The sequence below is a fragment of the Morganella morganii genome (assembly GCF_041099235.1).
GTDB classification, from domain to species: domain Bacteria; phylum Pseudomonadota; class Gammaproteobacteria; order Enterobacterales; family Enterobacteriaceae; genus Morganella; species Morganella morganii_E.
In genome coordinates this window covers 49,739-66,709 of record NZ_JBFZSO010000002.1, presented here as the reverse complement: position 1 = coordinate 66,709, position 16,971 = coordinate 49,739, and the positions used below count along the sequence as shown (strand labels likewise).

The 16,971-nt window shown below is 50.3% G+C and carries 14 protein-coding genes; 7 read left to right on the top strand and 7 right to left on the bottom strand.

Annotated features, from left to right (window positions below):
* Positions 1-429: 429 nt before the first annotated feature.
* The gene (locus tag AB7038_RS03730) at positions 430-1,341 is read right to left on the bottom strand and encodes a LysR family transcriptional regulator (RefSeq protein ID WP_369452780.1); all 912 of its coding nucleotides are present in this window, start codon (positions 1,339-1,341) and stop codon (positions 430-432) included.
* 100 nt (positions 1,342-1,441) lie between these two features.
* Here AB7038_RS03730 and AB7038_RS03725 point away from each other — a divergent pair, with 100 nt between their 5' ends.
* The 3 genes from AB7038_RS03725 (at position 1,442) to AB7038_RS03715 (ending at position 4,439) form a co-directional block, all read left to right on the top strand.
* A complete protein-coding gene (locus AB7038_RS03725) occupies positions 1,442-2,074 on the top strand; it encodes a metal-dependent hydrolase (RefSeq protein ID WP_354621910.1) in 633 nt (210 codons plus the stop codon).
* Positions 2,075-2,130: 56 nt separating this feature from the next.
* Complete coding sequence (locus AB7038_RS03720; protein WP_368889717.1) at positions 2,131-2,769, top strand: LysE family translocator; 639 nt, start codon at positions 2,131-2,133, stop codon at positions 2,767-2,769.
* 185 nt (positions 2,770-2,954) lie between these two features.
* Positions 2,955-4,439 carry an aldehyde dehydrogenase family protein gene (locus AB7038_RS03715; RefSeq protein WP_004241158.1) on the top strand — a complete coding sequence of 495 codons (1,485 nt, stop codon included), beginning with the start codon at positions 2,955-2,957 and terminating at the stop codon, positions 4,437-4,439.
* 44 nt (positions 4,440-4,483) lie between these two features.
* Here the strand turns inward: AB7038_RS03715 and AB7038_RS03710 are convergent, their stop codons facing one another.
* Entirely contained in the window at positions 4,484-5,473 is a 990-nt protein-coding gene (locus tag AB7038_RS03710) for a hypothetical protein (RefSeq protein WP_368889716.1), read from the bottom strand.
* A 148-nt stretch (positions 5,474-5,621) separates the two neighbouring features.
* Between AB7038_RS03710 and AB7038_RS03705 the strand changes: the two genes are divergently transcribed.
* On the top strand, positions 5,622-6,404 hold the full coding sequence (locus AB7038_RS03705) for a sulfite exporter TauE/SafE family protein (protein ID WP_368889715.1): 783 nt from the start codon (positions 5,622-5,624) through the stop codon (positions 6,402-6,404).
* Here AB7038_RS03705 and pdxR read toward each other — a convergent pair.
* Positions 6,401-7,888, bottom strand: a complete 1,488-nt coding sequence (pdxR, locus tag AB7038_RS03700) for a MocR-like pyridoxine biosynthesis transcription factor PdxR (RefSeq protein ID WP_369452779.1) — start codon at positions 7,886-7,888, stop codon at positions 6,401-6,403. The genes AB7038_RS03705 and pdxR overlap by 4 nt on opposite strands.
* A gap of 141 nt (positions 7,889-8,029) precedes the next feature.
* On the opposite strand from pdxR, the gene AB7038_RS03695 reads away from it, so the two are divergent.
* A complete protein-coding gene (locus AB7038_RS03695) occupies positions 8,030-8,506 on the top strand; it encodes a GNAT family N-acetyltransferase (protein WP_432765975.1) in 477 nt (158 codons plus the stop codon).
* A 42-nt stretch (positions 8,507-8,548) separates the two neighbouring features.
* On the opposite strand, the gene AB7038_RS03690 is transcribed toward AB7038_RS03695, so the two are convergent.
* From AB7038_RS03690 to AB7038_RS03675, 4 genes are all read right to left on the bottom strand, one after another.
* The gene (locus AB7038_RS03690; RefSeq protein WP_368889713.1) at positions 8,549-9,412 is read right to left on the bottom strand and encodes a DUF3289 family protein; all 864 of its coding nucleotides are present in this window, start codon (positions 9,410-9,412) and stop codon (positions 8,549-8,551) included.
* Positions 9,413-9,545: 133 nt separating this feature from the next.
* On the bottom strand, positions 9,546-10,871 hold the full coding sequence (locus AB7038_RS03685; RefSeq protein ID WP_368889712.1) for an amidohydrolase: 1,326 nt from the start codon (positions 10,869-10,871) through the stop codon (positions 9,546-9,548).
* Between the two features lie 19 nt (positions 10,872-10,890).
* Positions 10,891-11,367 carry a hypothetical protein gene (locus tag AB7038_RS03680; protein ID WP_004241148.1) on the bottom strand — a complete coding sequence of 159 codons (477 nt, stop codon included), beginning with the start codon at positions 11,365-11,367 and terminating at the stop codon, positions 10,891-10,893.
* 12 nt (positions 11,368-11,379) lie between these two features.
* Positions 11,380-12,168 carry a DUF3100 domain-containing protein gene (locus tag AB7038_RS03675; protein ID WP_004241147.1) on the bottom strand — a complete coding sequence of 263 codons (789 nt, stop codon included), beginning with the start codon at positions 12,166-12,168 and terminating at the stop codon, positions 11,380-11,382.
* Positions 12,169-13,744: 1,576 nt separating this feature from the next.
* Here AB7038_RS03675 and AB7038_RS03670 point away from each other — a divergent pair.
* A complete protein-coding gene (locus AB7038_RS03670; RefSeq protein ID WP_004241141.1) occupies positions 13,745-14,335 on the top strand; it encodes a fimbrial protein in 591 nt (196 codons plus the stop codon).
* Between the two features lie 97 nt (positions 14,336-14,432).
* Entirely contained in the window at positions 14,433-16,931 is a 2,499-nt protein-coding gene (locus tag AB7038_RS03665; protein WP_369452778.1) for a fimbria/pilus outer membrane usher protein, read from the top strand.
* The last annotated feature ends 40 nt before the right edge of the window (positions 16,932-16,971 follow it).

Below are 16,971 nucleotides of genomic sequence, written 5' to 3'. Positions count from 1 at the left end.
GACCGAGACAGTGGCACAACTTCCGTTTTTCCGCTGCCGTAACGTGCCTCTAACATTTTCAACACCTTTTCACTGATTAAAAAATTCATGTAAATCAATTTAGTAAATAACAACCAGCAGAAACACACTGTTTTATCCCGGTTACGATGCTCACTTCTGCTATTTTTCACTGCTTTTTTGTTATTAAAATGATTTTGTAATCATTAAAAAATAGTTGAATTTAATGTTGACCCACATCACAAAACTGGTATCATACCTCCATCGAAGCAAAACACGCTTACTCAACTAATTCAAAGCAGGAGTTCATTATGAAAAGTATCAAAACTTTCTTCTCAAATCTGACCCGTGCTGCTGCTATCATTGCAAAATACAGCAAAGCATTCTGATTTATCAGACAGATACAAAAAAAGCGCCTTTAAGGCGCTTTTTTTATGTCCGCAGTTTTTTCACCAGATAATCAATCAACACCATCATATGCGGCGGCTGATAACGCGACGGCGGATACAGCAGCCAGGCATCCCCGCTGTAACGGGTTTTAAATGTCCAGTCCGGCAGAACCTGCACAATTTCCCCGCTCTCCAGAGACTTACGCGCCGTAAACACCGGCAACCCGCCGATCCCGAGATGTGATTTCACCCCGCCGAGCCGCACGCCGCTGTGGTTTGATGAATAACGTCCGTGCACATTCACAGACACCACTTTATTCCCCTGCTGAAAACGCCAGCGGGTATCTGCCGCTTCCTCACTGAGAAACAGGCAGCTGTGATCCTTCAGTTCCTGCGGATGAGACGGCGTGCCATGTTCCGCCAGGTATTGTGGTGTGGCGCACAAAATATGACTGACCGTAAACAGCCGCTTGCCGATAAGCCCCGGCGGCGGTTCATTGGTAATACGGATGGCGAGATCAATGTCCTCATCAATCAGATCCATATAGCGATCTTCCAGACGCAGCATCACATTCACACCTGAATTCATTGCGAGGAATTCATTGATAAGCGGATGCACCATAAAGTAACCCAGTGCTTTCGGTGCCCCCAGGCGCACCAGCCCGGACGGTGTTTCACTGAACTGCCCGCTGGCACTCATCACAGCCCCCGCAGAATTGACCAGCGCCTGACAGTGCTGATACACCGCCTTTCCGCTCTCATTCAGGCGCAGCTTGCGGGTCGTACGCTGCAATAACCGGGTATTCAGGGCGCGCTCCAGCCGCGAGACCGCACGGCTGATCGCAGACGGGGTAGCGCCCAGTTGCCGGGCCGCTTCCGAGAAACTGCCGGTTTCCACCACTTTGGCAAATACCGCCATTTCCTCGAGTAATGCGAGGGTTTCATTTGTGATCACAGGGAATAAATCCTTTGCATTTTTGCCGTATTATCATATGACAGTGCCTGCAATACAATGTCAGACAACACGACACAATAATAATGAGGCACACATCACCATGACAGAAAAATGCTATCTGACCAGCCGCGCCTTACAAGGCACCGCCACTGTCCTGGAGTGCCGTCCGGCAGAGGACGGGCGCTATGCGGTTATCCTGGATAAAACCCTGTTCCATCCGCAGGGCGGCGGACAACCGGGTGACACCGGCACACTCGGTGATGCCACTGTTATTCACACCGCTTTTATGCCGGAAGGTATCATTCACTACACCGATATCCCGGTCGCCCCCGGCGAAGTTCAGATGAATGTCGATGCGGAGAAACGTCAGCTGCACTCGCGGCTGCATACCGGCGGGCATCTGCTTTCTCATGTGATGGAAACTTTCGGCTGGAAACCGACCAAAGGACATCACTGGCCGGATGAAGGGCGGATCCAGTATATTCCTGCCGGTTCCCCGGTGATCGTGGATCCGGAAGATGTCCGCCGTCACTGTCAGGCGCTGATCGACGCAGATCACCCCTGCTATCACTATCAGGATGAGGAAGGTATGTTTCAGATCCGGTTTGCGGATTTTGAGCCTTACTCCTGCGGCGGCACGCATGTACAGTCACTCGGTGAAATCGGCACACTGGTGCTGAAATCCGTGAAAACCAAAAAGGGCGTTCTGTCCGTTCAGTACGACGTCGTCTGACGGAGCCTGTCTCTCTGCGGCGGCACTCCCGCCGCTCCTGCTGATCTGCTGAGGTTATGATGAATCTGTTCAACCAGAGTGAATTTCTGGCGCTTGCGCTCGTCCATTTTTTCATTGTTGTCTCGCCGGGACCGGACTTTGCCGTGACGCTGCGCCAGAGTATTTATCACGGACGCAAAGCCGGGCTGATGACGGCGCTCGGCATCGGTGCCGGAATTTCTGTGCATGTGGTGTACACACTGGCTGGTGTGACAGCCCTGATGCAGGCCACGCCGTGGCTGATGGATACCGCAAAATACATTGGTGCGGCTTATCTTATCTGGCTGGGAATCCAGTTTCTGCGCAGTAAAGGCGCAAGTGCCGCTATCTCCCCGGAGAGCCCGGATACCCGCCCGGCACAAACAGCCGGAAAGGCATTTTGGATGGGGTTTCTGACCAACGCCACCAACCCGAAAGCGATGCTGTTTTTCCTGGCCATGTTCACCACGCTGGTCAGTCCGTCCACGCCGGTATCCGTAAAATTATTCTACGGCGTGTGGATGTGCGGCGTGAATGCGGCCTGGTTTATGGCCGTTTCCGTTTTGTTCTCACACCAGCGTATCCGTGAGCGGTTCCTCGCGCACAGCCGGTTGTTCGACAATGTGATCGGCACGGTTCTGCTGCTGTTTGCCGGGCGGCTTTTGCTGGCGGTCTGACTTTTGGTAATTAATGCTGCCTTTTGCAGTTATAGCCAAATTCATTGCCACGTTAATAGTTTGATATGGTAATGTTTAAGGACGTTAATAAATACGTGTTGTTATGTACTCATGTATTTACGCCTTGTTGTCCCGATGAGGCCGTTCCGGCGCTCATCAGTCACCCGGACAGAACGGAGAAGATAATGATTAAACTGAAAGATATAGAACAGGCTCTGCGTCCTCAGCCATCCTACAAAATGCTGATTAACGGCCAGTGGGTCGAAAGCAGTGATCACGCCAAAAGCCAGACATTTAACCCTGCCACCGGTGAGTTATTAGCAGATTACCCGGCCGGTACGGCACAGGATGTCAACACTGCGGTTGCTGCCGCCAAAAAGACCTTTGAAACCTGGCGCCATACCTCCCCTGCTGAGCGTCAGCAACTGTTACTGAAAATTGCCGACCGTTTGGAAGCCGAAAAAGAGCGCTTCGCCACCCTGGAATCCCTCGATAACGGTAAACCGTATAATGAGGCCATTTCCATCGATTTACCGGCTGCCATCGACCATTTCCGCTACTTTGCAGGCGCTATCCGCGCCCATTCCGACCAGGCTGATGTGCTGGATGAAAACACCCTGAGTCTGGTGATCCGCGAACCGCTCGGTGTTGTCGGTCAGATTATCCCGTGGAACTTCCCGCTGCTGATGGCCGCCTGGAAACTGGCGCCGGTCATTGCTGCCGGAGATACCGTGGTGATCAACCCGGCCAGTCTGACGCCGCTGACATTGCTGGAACTGGGCCGTATTCTGAATGATGTGCTGCCTGCCGGGGTGATTAACATTGTCACCGGCCGCGGCTCTGTGGTCGGCCAGGCGATTCTTGACCATCCGGATGTGGATAAAGTGGCGTTCACCGGCTCCACCAGCGTCGGTTACACCGTTGCCGCCGCCGCCGCGAAAAAACTGATCCCGGCCACTCTGGAACTGGGCGGTAAATCCGCCAATATCGTGTTCCCGGATGCCAATATGGAAAAAGCCGTCAAATACGCGGCTATCGCGATCCTGATGAACCAGGGACAAGCCTGTGAATCCGGTTCACGCCTGTTCCTGCACAAAGATATTCACGATGAGTTCCTGAAAAAACTGAAAGCCCGTTTTGAATCTGTCAAAGTCGGTGATCCGATGGCGAAAGATACCCAGATGGGCAGCCAGGTCAGTCAGGGACAGCTCGATACCATCCTCAGCTATGTGGAACTGGCGAAAAAAGAGGGTGCCACCATCCTCACCGGCGGTGAGCGTCTGACCAGTGACGGGCTGGATGCCGGGTTCTTTATGAAGCCGACAATTATCACCAATGTCACTAACCAGATGCGTGTTGCCCGCGAAGAGATTTTCGGGCCGGTACTGGTGGTGATCCCGTTCAGTGATGAGGATGAAGTTGTCGCGATGGCAAATGATTCCGAGTACGGGCTGGGTGGTGCGGTCTGGACACAGGATATCAACCGCGCACTGCGTGTGGCGAAAGCGGTCAGAACCGGCCGTATGTGGGTGAATACCTATCATGAGCTGCCGGCTCATGCCCCGTTCGGCGGTTATAAAAACTCCGGGCTGGGACGGGAAACCCATAAAATGATGCTGGATGCCTATACCGAAGTGAAAAACATCTATATCAGCACCAAAGAGTCATAATTCATCATCACTCAAATGCCCGGCACAGCCGGGCATTTTTTTACTTATTGATTGCCTTTCGCTTCAGATGGCGGGTTTTTCCCGGCAGATCGCGCAATACTGTACATCCGCTGCATCATCATCTGATCCGCCGTTTCCGCCACAATAATCACATAGCGCCGCTCTTTCTGATCATAGCGGAAATAGGTGCATTCCGGCTTACCCCAGCGGTTGTAGTAAATCGCACCGTTCTCTTCCTGATAGATAATGCCTTTCTGCTGATTCAGCCATTCATCAAAACGCCAGCGGTATTTCGGGACTTTAACCAAGTGAATGACACCTTCCGCGTCACTGAGCGGATCACGGAAGCGGTAAATCTCCGTATTATCATCATCGCTTTCAATATGAAGGCCGCCGATATCGCGGACATAATCGCCGCCCTCCTGTTTTTTCAGGTCGATGGCCATTGTTTCCGGCAGAGTGACGGAGATATTTTCTGTCATTCTGATGGTGTCACCGGGAACCGGCGGGAAACCGTTCTCTTTATAAAACTGACGCTGCGTCTCCAGATAAGCTTCGTAGGAGGCCGCTCTGACATCAGATACCGCTTTCATCCCGGCCAGTTTTTCGGAGGTGTGATCGGCGCGGGAAAGGGTCATTTTCAGGGTGCAGTTAAAAAAGCCGCACGCGCCCTCTTTTTCCGTGGTCAGATAGACGGTTTGTCCGCTGTCCGGTGACGTCCAGGTGGTCTGTATATTATTCAGATCAAAGGTATCGCCATGAATATCACTGTCAAAGCGGTTGCCGCTGTTATCCACCGTAACTCTGCCCGGCTCAAACCAGAAGAATGTGGTGTCTTTCAGGCTGACCATAGTGTCACGGATGGCGGCTTTGACATTTTTTTCCGGATCACTGTTCTCCGGCGCATTATCCGCCGGGTTATCATATGTGACGGTAATATCATCAATTACATAATATCCGTCCGGCGCAGGCGGGGTTTCCTTACATCCGGCCAGCAATGCAATCACCACAGATAAAAACACGCCCCTTTTCATGACTCATCCTTTATTTAATCACCGGAAACCCGTTGTGATCATAGCGCAAAAAATGAGAAATCCTGACCGGAATTATCCTTAAGTGTATTTATCTGCCCGCCATGGGGTATGATAACTCCCCTGTTTATTCCGGCCCGGGGAAAGGACAATGGCCATTATCACAACACTGATCACAGGTGCCTTAACCGGGCTGATTATCAGCACCACCGGTGTCGGCGGCGGAGTGATAGTGCTGCCAATCCTGACGTATCTCTACGGCATGAATGCCCTGATGGCCGTCGCCACCGCCAATCTTCTCTCCATGCTGATGAAAGTTGCCTCTTCCTGGCTGCACTACAAGCTCGGTAATATTCCGCTCCGGCGCGCCATGATTGTGCTTGGGATTATGCTGCCCGCCACCTTCGGCGCCAGCCTGCTGGTGACATGGCTTGCCTCGGTACCAGCCTGGCAGGACATTACGGAAAAGAGTATTAATCTGCTGGTGGTGGCTGCGATCCTGTTTTCATTGTGGCTGTTTATTCAGCGGATGTTTTTCCCGCCGCCGTTGCCGGCGGATACGGCTGAAACCGCTATGTCAGTACGGGAGTTACTGCTGCCGGGGATCACCGCCGGTGTGGTGCTGGGGGCAACGGGTGTCGGTGGCGGGATTGTGGTACTGCCGATGCTGCTGCGCTATGCAAAGATGGATATCCGTCAGGCGATCGGCACCTCTATTTTTGTCACCACCCTGCTCTCCGGCTCTTCCGCTATTGCCTATATGCAGGACGGGCACACGGATGTCCGTCTGGCGTTGTGGCTGTTTGCCGGTTCCCTGCTCAGTATGCCGCTGACCAAAATTCTGCTCACGCGGATGCCGGATCGCGCTTTTCAGTATGCCACGCTGATCCTTATCCTGTGCAGCGCCGTGATGATGACACTGAATCTGTTCTAAACCGTCACCACGCCCTGCGCCTGTAACGCCTCCGCCAGACGGCGGATGCCGTCGGTGAGTTTCTCTGCCGGATACGCGGCAAACCCGAACAGCACCCCGTCCTGCGGTGCATCCGGGCGGCAGTAACGCGATAACGGCTGCATGCCCATGCCGCACTGACGCCCCGCCTGAATCACTGTCTGTGCCGGAATGCCGTTTTTCATCCGGCATAACAGGTGAATTCCCGAGTCACTCGGCACAATATCCAGCAGCGCAGGAAGATACTGACTTATAGCATCCGTCACTGCCTGCCGCCGCTCATAACAGGCTTTGCGCACCCGGCGGACATGCCGCGCATAGTGCCCTTCATTAATAAACCGGGCCAGCGTGGCCTGTTCCAGATAGCCGCAGCCGGTATCGGCATAGTATTTTGTCACCTCAAAGGCCGGAATAAGGGCTTTCGGCACGACGAGAAATCCCAGACGGAAAGCGGGATAGAGCATTTTGGAAAACGTTCCCGCATAAATCACCCGCTGATGCCTGTCCAGCCCCTGCAATGCCTGAAGCGGACGATCGGCATAACGGAACTCACCGTTATAGTCATCCTCCAGGATCCAGACATGGTGCTTTGCCGCCCAGGAGAGCAGCGCCGATCGCCGGGCCAGGCTGAGTGTACCGCCGCCGGGAAACTGATGTGACGGCGCGGTGAACACCAGTTTCGCGTCCGGCCAGCGGCACAGGCCGTCATACACATCCATACCCTCTTCATCCGCCCGTACCGGACGCACCGTCAGCCGCTGTGATAAAAACGCCCCGCGCGCACCGTCATAGCCCGGATCATCCAGCCAGACCTCATCCCCGGGCTGTAACAGTGTCTGCACTGTCAGATTGATCGCCTGCTGAGTACCGTTAACAATCAGGATCTGATCCTCATCGCACTGCAATCCGCGGGTGGCACGGACATAATGACAGATTGCCCGGCGCAGCGGCGGGTAGCCGTGCGGCTCACTGTGCGCATGCAGTGCATAGCGGGACTGACGCCAGACACGGCCGAGCAGCCGCCCCCAGACATCATGCGGAAACAGATCCACACATCCGGTGCCGACCATAAACAGTGCATCGGACGGCGCACCGGATGCAACACGCTGTGACTTCAATGTTTCTGCCAGCGGGCTGATATTGGCGGTCACCGGCTCCCCGGCATCATCCGCCGGGGATGCCACCGGTCCGCAGATGGCGTGATCCGGCAGATTATCCGCCACAAAGGTCCCCGCCCCGCGCCGGGTGATGAGATAGCCCTCATCCTGCAACCGCTCAAACCCGGCTATCACCGAATTACGGGAGATCCCCATCATCTCCGCCAGCGCCCGTCCGGACGGCACTTTGCTGCCCGCATGCAGACGACCGCTGAGGATCGCTTCCCGCAGAGCGTGATACACCTGATCTTTGATGATCCCGTTACCTGTCAGTAATTCGGGAAACGCTGCTGCGCCGGATTTTCGCATTGTGATCTGCCTGAAAAGTGGATCTGTTAAAAATACAAAAAGTGTATCTTATAAAGAACCAAAATAACACGTACTCTTCACATCACGGAAAACGCGCGTTTTCTTCACAACAGCAGAATGCAGAATAATGAGGGAAACACCATGAATAATACAATGACATCATCCGTTTTGGATCTGGTGACAGTGGCACCTGCCACACAGAATGATTATGCGGGCTGGCTGCCGCACTGGCTGGCCTATCAGGAATTTTATAAAGTCAGCTTTCCGGAAGAGGTCACGCTGACCAGCTGGTCACGCTTCTTTGATGAAAAAGAACCGATGTTCTGCGCCGTGGCGCGGATGAACGGCAACGTCATCGGGTTTGTGCATTATCTCTATCACCGCTCCACCTGGGCGGAAAAAGAGTTTTGTTACCTTGAAGACCTGTATGTGGATCCGTCTGTGCGCGGCCAGCATATCGGCAAACAACTGATTGAGTTTGTACAGCAGCAGGCACTGGCACGTCCGTGCGGCCGTCTTTACTGGCACACCCATAAAGACAATACCCGTGGTCAGCGTCTGTATGACTGGGTGGCCAATAAATCCGGTGCTATCGAATATATTATGCCGCTGAAATAGCAGCCGTAATATCCGGTAAAAAAGACCCGTAACGGGTCTTTTTTAATTTTCTTTATTTTCTGTCCGGCTGCCCGGCGCTTTTCCGCTGATTTCTGTGGTCGCTCTGATATTGATAACAAACGGTTTAAACGCGAATTTTTTATAACGCTGCAGCACATACCAGATGCGGAAAAACCGGGAATCCCTGTACCGTTTCATATCTGCGGTACTCAGGCCGAAATGTCCCTGAAGCTGATAACTCAGTTGTGCGGTGAAGTGATTACTTTTGATGTGAAGAGAATCCAGGGTGATTTCTGTTGCCCAGGTATCATTGAGTATCACCGGCGTCCTCTTTTTCAGATCCTGCCAGCGGTTACAGGCCGGAAACAGTGTTTTATTCAGCCCTTCCCGGAGCAGATGCTGCAAATCAGCCTCTTCGCGGATCTTCTCGCCCTGCCAGTCAATCTGTGCGGCAATGATTTTCTTCACTGCCGCCTGCATCGGATTCAGTGCATCCTGAGCCAGGATATTATCCCTGAAAGCATAATCCAGCGCACGGTCACGATACGGCCTGCCATTAGCATTCTGCATATGGGTGATCAGTTTTTTCAGCACGCCCGGATAACCGCCGGACCAGGTCAATTGTGAGGATAACTGCCGCATTTCATCAAACAGTATCCGGCTGGTCGCTTTCGCGCCGAGATTAAAAACCTGCGGCGTGTAGTCATGTCCCATCAGCAGCAGATGACTGTCCGCCTCCGGTTTCTGCATGGTCCAGGGATCCACCTGCGCGGAGACATCATGCAGCCGCAACAGATCACGGAGCTGAAGTAAGTCAAAATCACCGCTGCGCATATCATCCGGACGGTAATCATCCCGGCGGCGCTGCGACTGACAGATTAATAACGGAAATGATAATGTTGTCATTCTTTCCCTGAATAATCACTGCATCCTGTTTGTGCAATGATTACTTTATCATCAGCCGCCGGAAAGATCCCTGCCGTCAGTCTGAAAGCGGAAAAGATAAAAAAGGCCCGTTTCCGGGCCTTCAGGGGGATGATCAGTTCTTAAAGGAACTGATAAACGAGAGGTACTCTTCTTTACTCATCAACGGCTTATATTCCGCCATCAGGGCTTCCGCACCGGCGGCATCATCAAACAGCAAATCAATAATTGTCATTGCCATCATCTGAGCCGGACGGATATAGGCCATGTCGTCATCAAAAACGACATAATCTTTGCCGTGCAGCCCGCCGCGCACTGAACCAATCCACGGATGACTGACCGGCATGATGTGGGACAGATCCCCGGTGTCAGTACTGCCGGTCATATGCTCGGCAACCCAGACATTTTCATCACCAATCAGACCTTCCGCATTCTGCTGTAACAGATCATTCAGTACGTCATTGTTGTACAGCGGCAGATAGCCCGGTAAATCTTTCACTTCCACTTCGGCACCGACAGACATGGCACCGGCCACCAGCGCACGGGTAATACGCTCGTTGGCATCGATCATTGCCGGCACGTTTGAGGCACGGACATAACTCTCCATGCGCACATCGCTCGGGGTCACGTTCACCAGATCACCGCCCTGGGTGATGATCGGGTGGAAACGGATATAATCTTTCTCCTGAAAGGTTTCACGGATAGCATTCACGCCCATGATACCCATCATTGCCGCATTCAGGGCGTTAATCCCCATATGCGGTGCCGCCGCAGCATGTGCCGGTTTGCCTTTGTAATTAATCAGCTTGCCGATAAAGCCGTTGGTGGTGGTGGAGATTTCAATAAATCCGTTGTCACGCTCAGGTTTGACGCTGGTCAGGTGGATTTGCATCGCCATATCCACATCATCAAACTCACCGAGGGAAATCAGCTCCGGCTTACCGCCGATATAACTGATTTTGCCCTGTTCGATAAGCTTGTTGCGGTAGGCAAGCTCCACATATTCCTCGGCCGGAACGGCGAAGGGCACCACGTCCCCCGCCAGATAGTCCATTGCCCCGGAATCCACCAGCCCCATGGTGACCGCCATCATATTGGCGATCTGCGCATTGTGACCGCAGCAGTGTGCCGCGCCGGTCTGGTCATCCGCATCAGGGTGTTCAGCACAGATAATGGCATCCAGCTCACCGATCACCGCAACACTGCGTTTACTGCCTTTTCCGCCTTTCAGACGGGCTTTGACCCCGGTGAGCGCCAGCTGATTACGGTAGCTGACACCCAGAGAATCAAATGCCGCTTCGACTTTTTTCGCTGTACGGGTCTCTTTATAACCCAGCTCAGGCTCTGCCCAGATATTCTCTGCCAGTTTTTTAATGTCACCCTTGCGGGCGGCAATCGCTTCGCAGACTTTGGCTTTCAGTTGTTCTTTGGTCATTGTCATGCTGAATATTCCCCTCTGATCAGATAACGCCACTCCATGAGAGCGTCAGTTGGCCGATAAGTGCGGCAAATAAGAATGTCCCGGAGAATACCGCCAGTGACACCGGGATAATGCGCCATGAAATCGCTTTGAATTTATCGATATCTTTACCCAGTGAAAGACCCGCGAAAGCCAGTACGGTAGTACTGATAACCGCGATAGAGACTTTACCGGTCATGGCAATCATTTCTTTGTCATACGGGAACAGCGGTGAACACAGACCGGCGGCAATCAGGGAAACCCAGAAGATCACCGGCAGTTTGCCTAACGGCGGGATCATCGCAATCAGGTATGCCGCAAAGGACATACCGCCCAGCAGTGTCATCGCCAGCAGTGTATCGCTGAACACCTGTCCGAACTCACCACGACCGTACATTGACCCGCCGACTGCATCGCCGAGTGCGGTAAAGAACACCACCAGAACCAGGATTATGGCTATTTCTGTCATCTTTTTCATGATTAGTTATCCTTATTCAGTATCCGCAGACGCCGTTGCACGTTTTCTTTTCAGTTTGTTGTACAGATAAGACGCAAACGGTAAGGAGAAGAAAATATAGATGTACAGACCTAACACAGAAGACATCAGGTTCGCGGAAGACGAGAACGCCTGAATATCCGCAGCCTGGTCAGGATAGAGTTCCAGCAGAGGGGCAACCGCCGCCGCCAGCATGGATCCGCTGCCGACACCCGCACCCATCGCCAGAGCGAGCGGGCTGAGAATATCCAGACCGGCGATCACACTTGCGAGGATCCCCATCCAGACAGCACCGTACAGCGTACCGCAGATGTACATTGCCATGACACCGCGGCCTTCCGGCGAACTTAAGCCGTATTTGGCTTCGATGATAGCAATATTCGGCTCACGGCCGACAGAATAGGTGGCACCAACCGCTTCACGGCCCATACCTAACATAATCGCCAGCGGCAGACCCAGCATGATGGTACCGATAAAGTGGCCCACTTCCTGCAGAACCAGCGCACCACCGGCCTGAATGATTTTTTCCCAGGAGGCCCCGACGGAAGTACTCAGCTTGGCGATCAGGATCACCAGTGCCACACTCATGATAGAGGTCGCATGCGCCATGTTCTTTTCGTTGAGGATTTTAAATTTCGGAAAGCTGATAATACCACCCATCAGCATGGAGTAGAGCATCGGAAAAACCATCACCAGACTGATTTTAATTTGCCCTATCGCTTCCGCAAGAAGAATGATAAATAAGCTGACCAAAAGCAACTTACTATCTTTTAATATATCCATAGTGTTACCTTTATAGGAATTGTTATTGAGAATTACTCATGTGTATTTATATAAAAAACGTACCCTTTCCATATTCATACTACCCGCGCGACTGTTTTCCTGACAATATTCCGAAAATTCCTCAGCCATGCCTTTTGGGCATGCCATAAATTAATAAATTAATATTTATTGATTAACCCTGTCTCAGCTACTTATTTTGGGTTACCAATTAATAGATAATTCATTAAATTTCAATATGATACAGAATGCTATCATTTTGTAAAAAACATTATTCGATAAGTGATATTGGTTTTGATTAAAATAAAAAGAGTAATATTCAAATAAGCCAATAATGTGAAGCGGCTCCTGTTTTTTTAATTTTACGGCCCGCTGATTTTAATGAGAATGATTTTATATAATGATGTAAACCCCGTTTTAATACTGAATTTATTCAGCTGTTACCGGGGTGAACATCTTATTACACCTTCCAATCACCGTTATGGCAAAATATTTGACTGGTAGTAAAAAATTGCCATTGTAACGGATAACATGAATAAATCAGACACAGATCACATTATTTTATCAATATGGATACAGGTCACAATATTGACTATTAACCCGGCCCTCCGCACAGAAATCCGGAAAACCACGTTGTACTGAACGGGTTTCATCCGCCGATATACCTCCGGCAGGCTGTTTTTCACACAAACGCAGGAAACCGGGGTAAACACAGCACAATTGATCGCCGGGTGCCTTATTGCGTTGCTTAATTGTTACCGGATTGTGGATTTCTTTTTCTGCCCTGAAATCTGTTTCATCAGGTCTCAGAAATATTTTGCATTTGCTCACGCATAATTACTTAAAAAACACATCGGTATCAGAGTATACCCGTATGTAAACACTACGGATAATAAATAAATTTCTCTTTACTGTGATATGGGCTGCAATATCAAAAACTACAGATAATGCCTTATATCATAAGATGATGCATATCATGTGACAGGCATCGCAGTCATCATAACCATAAGTAAAATTACACTGTTTATTTTCAGCAACATTTCATTTCTTTCCCTGATTAATTATTTCGGTAGAACTAAACAATAAAACTAATCACTTTTGTATATGATTAAAATCAAACACTTTTTGTAAATAGTGACTATGTCCTGTGATGAGCATATTAAGATTGGGATTAGTGGTTAAATGCATGCCCTCAAGCCAACTAAATACATTTAATCACTTAAAATATACCTTAAGGTAACACATGAAAAAAGAAAACAGGAAATGACACCAAACAAACCGCTATTTTTTAGCCATTTCCCGTGAAAGAATTTTGTTCATATGCAATATATAATTTCATTTCTTACCCTGGTAAGAATATTTAAATTTAAATGTTATCGCGATATAAAAAATATCGGTATCCTCATGATAATTGACACTCTAATAAACAATTATGATAATACTGCTGCATTCAAAGAATATTGCTCAGAGTTATTATTAAATTACCCCGACTTAAGCCTCACGGGATTGTTTATTTAATAATATAAATAAAACAGATTATTCTTAGATATTGACGAATATCCCTGATAAAGGAAATAACATGAAACTTCAGAAAGTATTACTCTCAGTTGTTCTGGGATCTTTATTTGCTGCGGGTACTGCTATGGCAGAAGATCCTGTGCAACCACCAGAAGTAAAAAGCGGTCTCGGTACTGTACATTTCAAAGGCTTTATTAATAACGTGCCTTGCTCAATCGACAGTAAATTCTTGGATCAGACCGTTGATTTCGGTGAAATCAGCCGTAACGAACTGACTACCGGTACTTACCGTACAGATAGCAAAACATTTAATATCGAACTGAAAAACTGTGATACCACCACGTATAAAACTGCGCAGATTCAATTTACTGCACCAACAGTTGAACTGAAAGACGGTACAGCAACATCCAAATATGTTGGTCTGGGTTCAATCCAGAATGCCGGTATCGCACTGACAGACAGCGGCGGTAAAGCTATCGAACTGGGTTCACGTTTCCCAGCTGAAAAATACACCCTGAATGGTGGCCGTGATCAAATCACTCCGCTGAACTTTGCAGCGTATGTAAAAGGTAACCAGTCTGCCGTTGCCGGTGAACAGGCTACTACCGGTCACTTCGATACCCCGGTTAACTTCCAGATTTTCTATCAATAACAGGATAGTTACTGAATAGTTCTTTTTAATATATGCAGTGGTCTGCAAGGACAGCTCCCGCCACTGCATAATAGATTAGCGGTGGCTGGCATATCTCATGAAGCTCAGAACAACAATTAAAATAATGACAGCTTCTGTGGTTGCAGCTATTCAGATAAATACCGCATTTGCGGAAGAAGCCGTTAACTTTAATACATCCTTTTTAGATGCAGACAGTCAGGAAATTGATTTTTCAAAATTCAGCCGGGCTAATTATGTTATGCCGGGTACGTATCTTCTGGCAACAAAACTGAATAATAATGTTATTACCAGTGATGAAAATATTCTTTTCTACATTCCTGATTATGACCCGGAAATAACCGTTCCTTGTATTACCCCCGAATTATTTTCACAACTTGCCATGAAAGAAGAGTGGCAGAATAAAGCCGGCTGGACAGAACAGGATAAATTGCAGTGTCTTGATATCCGCACCATTCCTGATATGCAGGCAACGGGTGATATCGCGGGTAATAAACTCAACATCCGGATCCCCCAAGCCTATATGGCTTACAGCGATCCGTCATGGGATCCGCCTGAACGCTGGGATGACGGTATAGCCGGATTTTTATTCGACTATAACGCCACTGCCACGCACAGCAAATACCAGCCCGGCAGTGATAACGATAAAAGCAGCAAAACGGATGTTGTCAGCTACGGTGATACCGGCGTCAACCTCGGCGCATGGCGTGTGCGTGCAGAATGGCAGGCGACCGGCGGCGACAGCGCGGAACACTCAAAACGCTGGCGCTGGAACCAGATCTACGCTTACCGGGCACTCCGCGATCTCAGCGCCCGTCTGATGTTCGGTGAGCAGTATCTGACCTCCGAACTGTTTGAAAGCTTCCGCTACATCGGCATGAGCATGGAAACTGATGAAAATATGTTCCCGCCGCTGCTGCGCGGTTATGCGCCGGAAGTTGCCGGGGTTGCCCGTACCAACGCCACCGTGATCATCCGCCAGGGTGAACGTATCATTTATCAGGAGCAGGTCAGTAAAGGGCCGTTCCGTATCCGTGATATGAACTACATGGGTGACGGTACGCTGAATGTCACCATTAAAGAGCAGGACGGCAGCGAACAGCATTTCACCATTGAAACATCCCGCCTGTCGATGCTGACCCGCCCCGGCCAGTTCCTGTTTAAACTGGCGGCCGGTAAACCGCTGTCAAACGATCACAAAACCGAAGGCCCGGAGTTCGGTACAGGGAGTTTCTCCTGGGGGATGAGCAACAACACCACACTGTTCGGCGGGGTGCTGGCGGCAACAGATTACCAGAACGTGTCTCTCGGGATAGGCCGGGATATCGCACCGTTCGGGGTTTTTTCCGCGAAAGTCTCCTATTCCCGGGCAAATATGGGTGATTTTGCAGATAAACAGAATAAAACAGGCGGCTCTTACAGCATCACCTATTCCAAGGAATTCGATGCCATTAACAGTCAGCTGACCTTCGCCGGTTACCGCTTCTCGGAGCGGGATTACATGACCATGAACCAGTTTATCGATCTGCGTTACCGCGGCGGTAATACCGACAACAGTAAAGAGATGTATAACATCATCTTTAACAAGGTGTTCCCGTCTCTGCGCATGAACGTCTATCTGAACTACAGCCATCAGACATTCTGGAACAAAGCGAGCATCAATAACTACAGCATGACTCTCTCCCGTAACTTTGACTGGGGGGAAAAAAAGAACCTCAGCATGAGCATGTCAGCCTACCGGACAGAATCGGATTCAACAAAAGATAACGGCATCTACGCCAGCCTCTCTGTTCCGCTAGATGACAATAAAGGCATGTTCAGCTACAGCGGCAGTTACAATAAGAACTCTCACAGTAATAACGTTAACTATTACACTGATATTGATAACTCGAGTAACTATTCGCTGTCTGCCGGTGAAGGCGACGGCAAAGTCAACCTGGCCGGTTTCTATACCAATGAAGGTGGGAATAACTACCTTTCACTGAGCGGAACCTATATTCAGGATAACGTTCTTACGGTGTCCGGTCAGTCACGCGGCGGCTTTACCCTGACCCGTGAAGGTGCGGCATTCCACCGCAGCGGCAACAGCATGGCACCGCGCATTCTGGTGGACACCAGCGGAACATCAGATATTGATGTGCGCGGTACCGGCAAAGCGGTGCGGACCAACGCTTTCGGGAAAGCCATTATCCCGACCGCGACGGCTTACTCGCGCGGCCAGTTATCTCTTGATCTCGATGCCATGCCGGATAATGCCGAAGCCCTGACATCCGTGCAGCAGGCAACACTGACCTCCGGCGCGATCGGTTACCGGAAATTTAATGTTGTCGAAGGCTATAAAATCATGGGTATTATTGCTATGAATGATAATACTCATCCGCCATTCGGCGCCTCTGTCATGAATGACAAAAATGCGGAGATCGGCATTGTTGCCGATAACGGATCGGCTTATCTGACCGGGATACAATCGGGCCAGAAGCTGACTGTGGCCTGGAACGGACAAACACAATGTACTGTCCGGATCCCGGAAATAAAGGATGATAACGTTCAGTTTAATATGCTGCTGCCATGCCAGTAAATCCGGCGGCACCGGTATGTATTTTACAGAATTAACAGAT

Coding starts and splice junctions, on each gene's coding strand:
- AB7038_RS03725 (WP_354621910.1), top strand. CDS start 1,442: ATGACAGAAAAATGCTATCTGACCAGCCGCGCCTTACAAGGCACCGCC.
- AB7038_RS03720 (WP_368889717.1), top strand. CDS start 2,131: ATGATGAATCTGTTCAACCAGAGTGAATTTCTGGCGCTTGCGCTCGTC.
- AB7038_RS03715 (WP_004241158.1), top strand. CDS start 2,955: ATGATTAAACTGAAAGATATAGAACAGGCTCTGCGTCCTCAGCCATCC.
- AB7038_RS03710 (WP_368889716.1), bottom strand. CDS start 5,473: ATGAAAAGGGGCGTGTTTTTATCTGTGGTGATTGCATTGCTGGCCGGA.
- AB7038_RS03705 (WP_368889715.1), top strand. CDS start 5,622: ATGGCCATTATCACAACACTGATCACAGGTGCCTTAACCGGGCTGATT.
- pdxR (WP_369452779.1), bottom strand. CDS start 7,888: ATGCGAAAATCCGGCGCAGCAGCGTTTCCCGAATTACTGACAGGTAAC.
- AB7038_RS03695 (WP_432765975.1), top strand. CDS start 8,030: ATGAATAATACAATGACATCATCCGTTTTGGATCTGGTGACAGTGGCA.
- AB7038_RS03690 (WP_368889713.1), bottom strand. CDS start 9,412: ATGACAACATTATCATTTCCGTTATTAATCTGTCAGTCGCAGCGCCGC.
- AB7038_RS03685 (WP_368889712.1), bottom strand. CDS start 10,871: ATGACAATGACCAAAGAACAACTGAAAGCCAAAGTCTGCGAAGCGATT.
- AB7038_RS03680 (WP_004241148.1), bottom strand. CDS start 11,367: ATGAAAAAGATGACAGAAATAGCCATAATCCTGGTTCTGGTGGTGTTC.
- AB7038_RS03675 (WP_004241147.1), bottom strand. CDS start 12,168: ATGGATATATTAAAAGATAGTAAGTTGCTTTTGGTCAGCTTATTTATC.
- AB7038_RS03670 (WP_004241141.1), top strand. CDS start 13,745: ATGAAACTTCAGAAAGTATTACTCTCAGTTGTTCTGGGATCTTTATTT.
- AB7038_RS03665 (WP_369452778.1), top strand. CDS start 14,433: ATGAAGCTCAGAACAACAATTAAAATAATGACAGCTTCTGTGGTTGCA.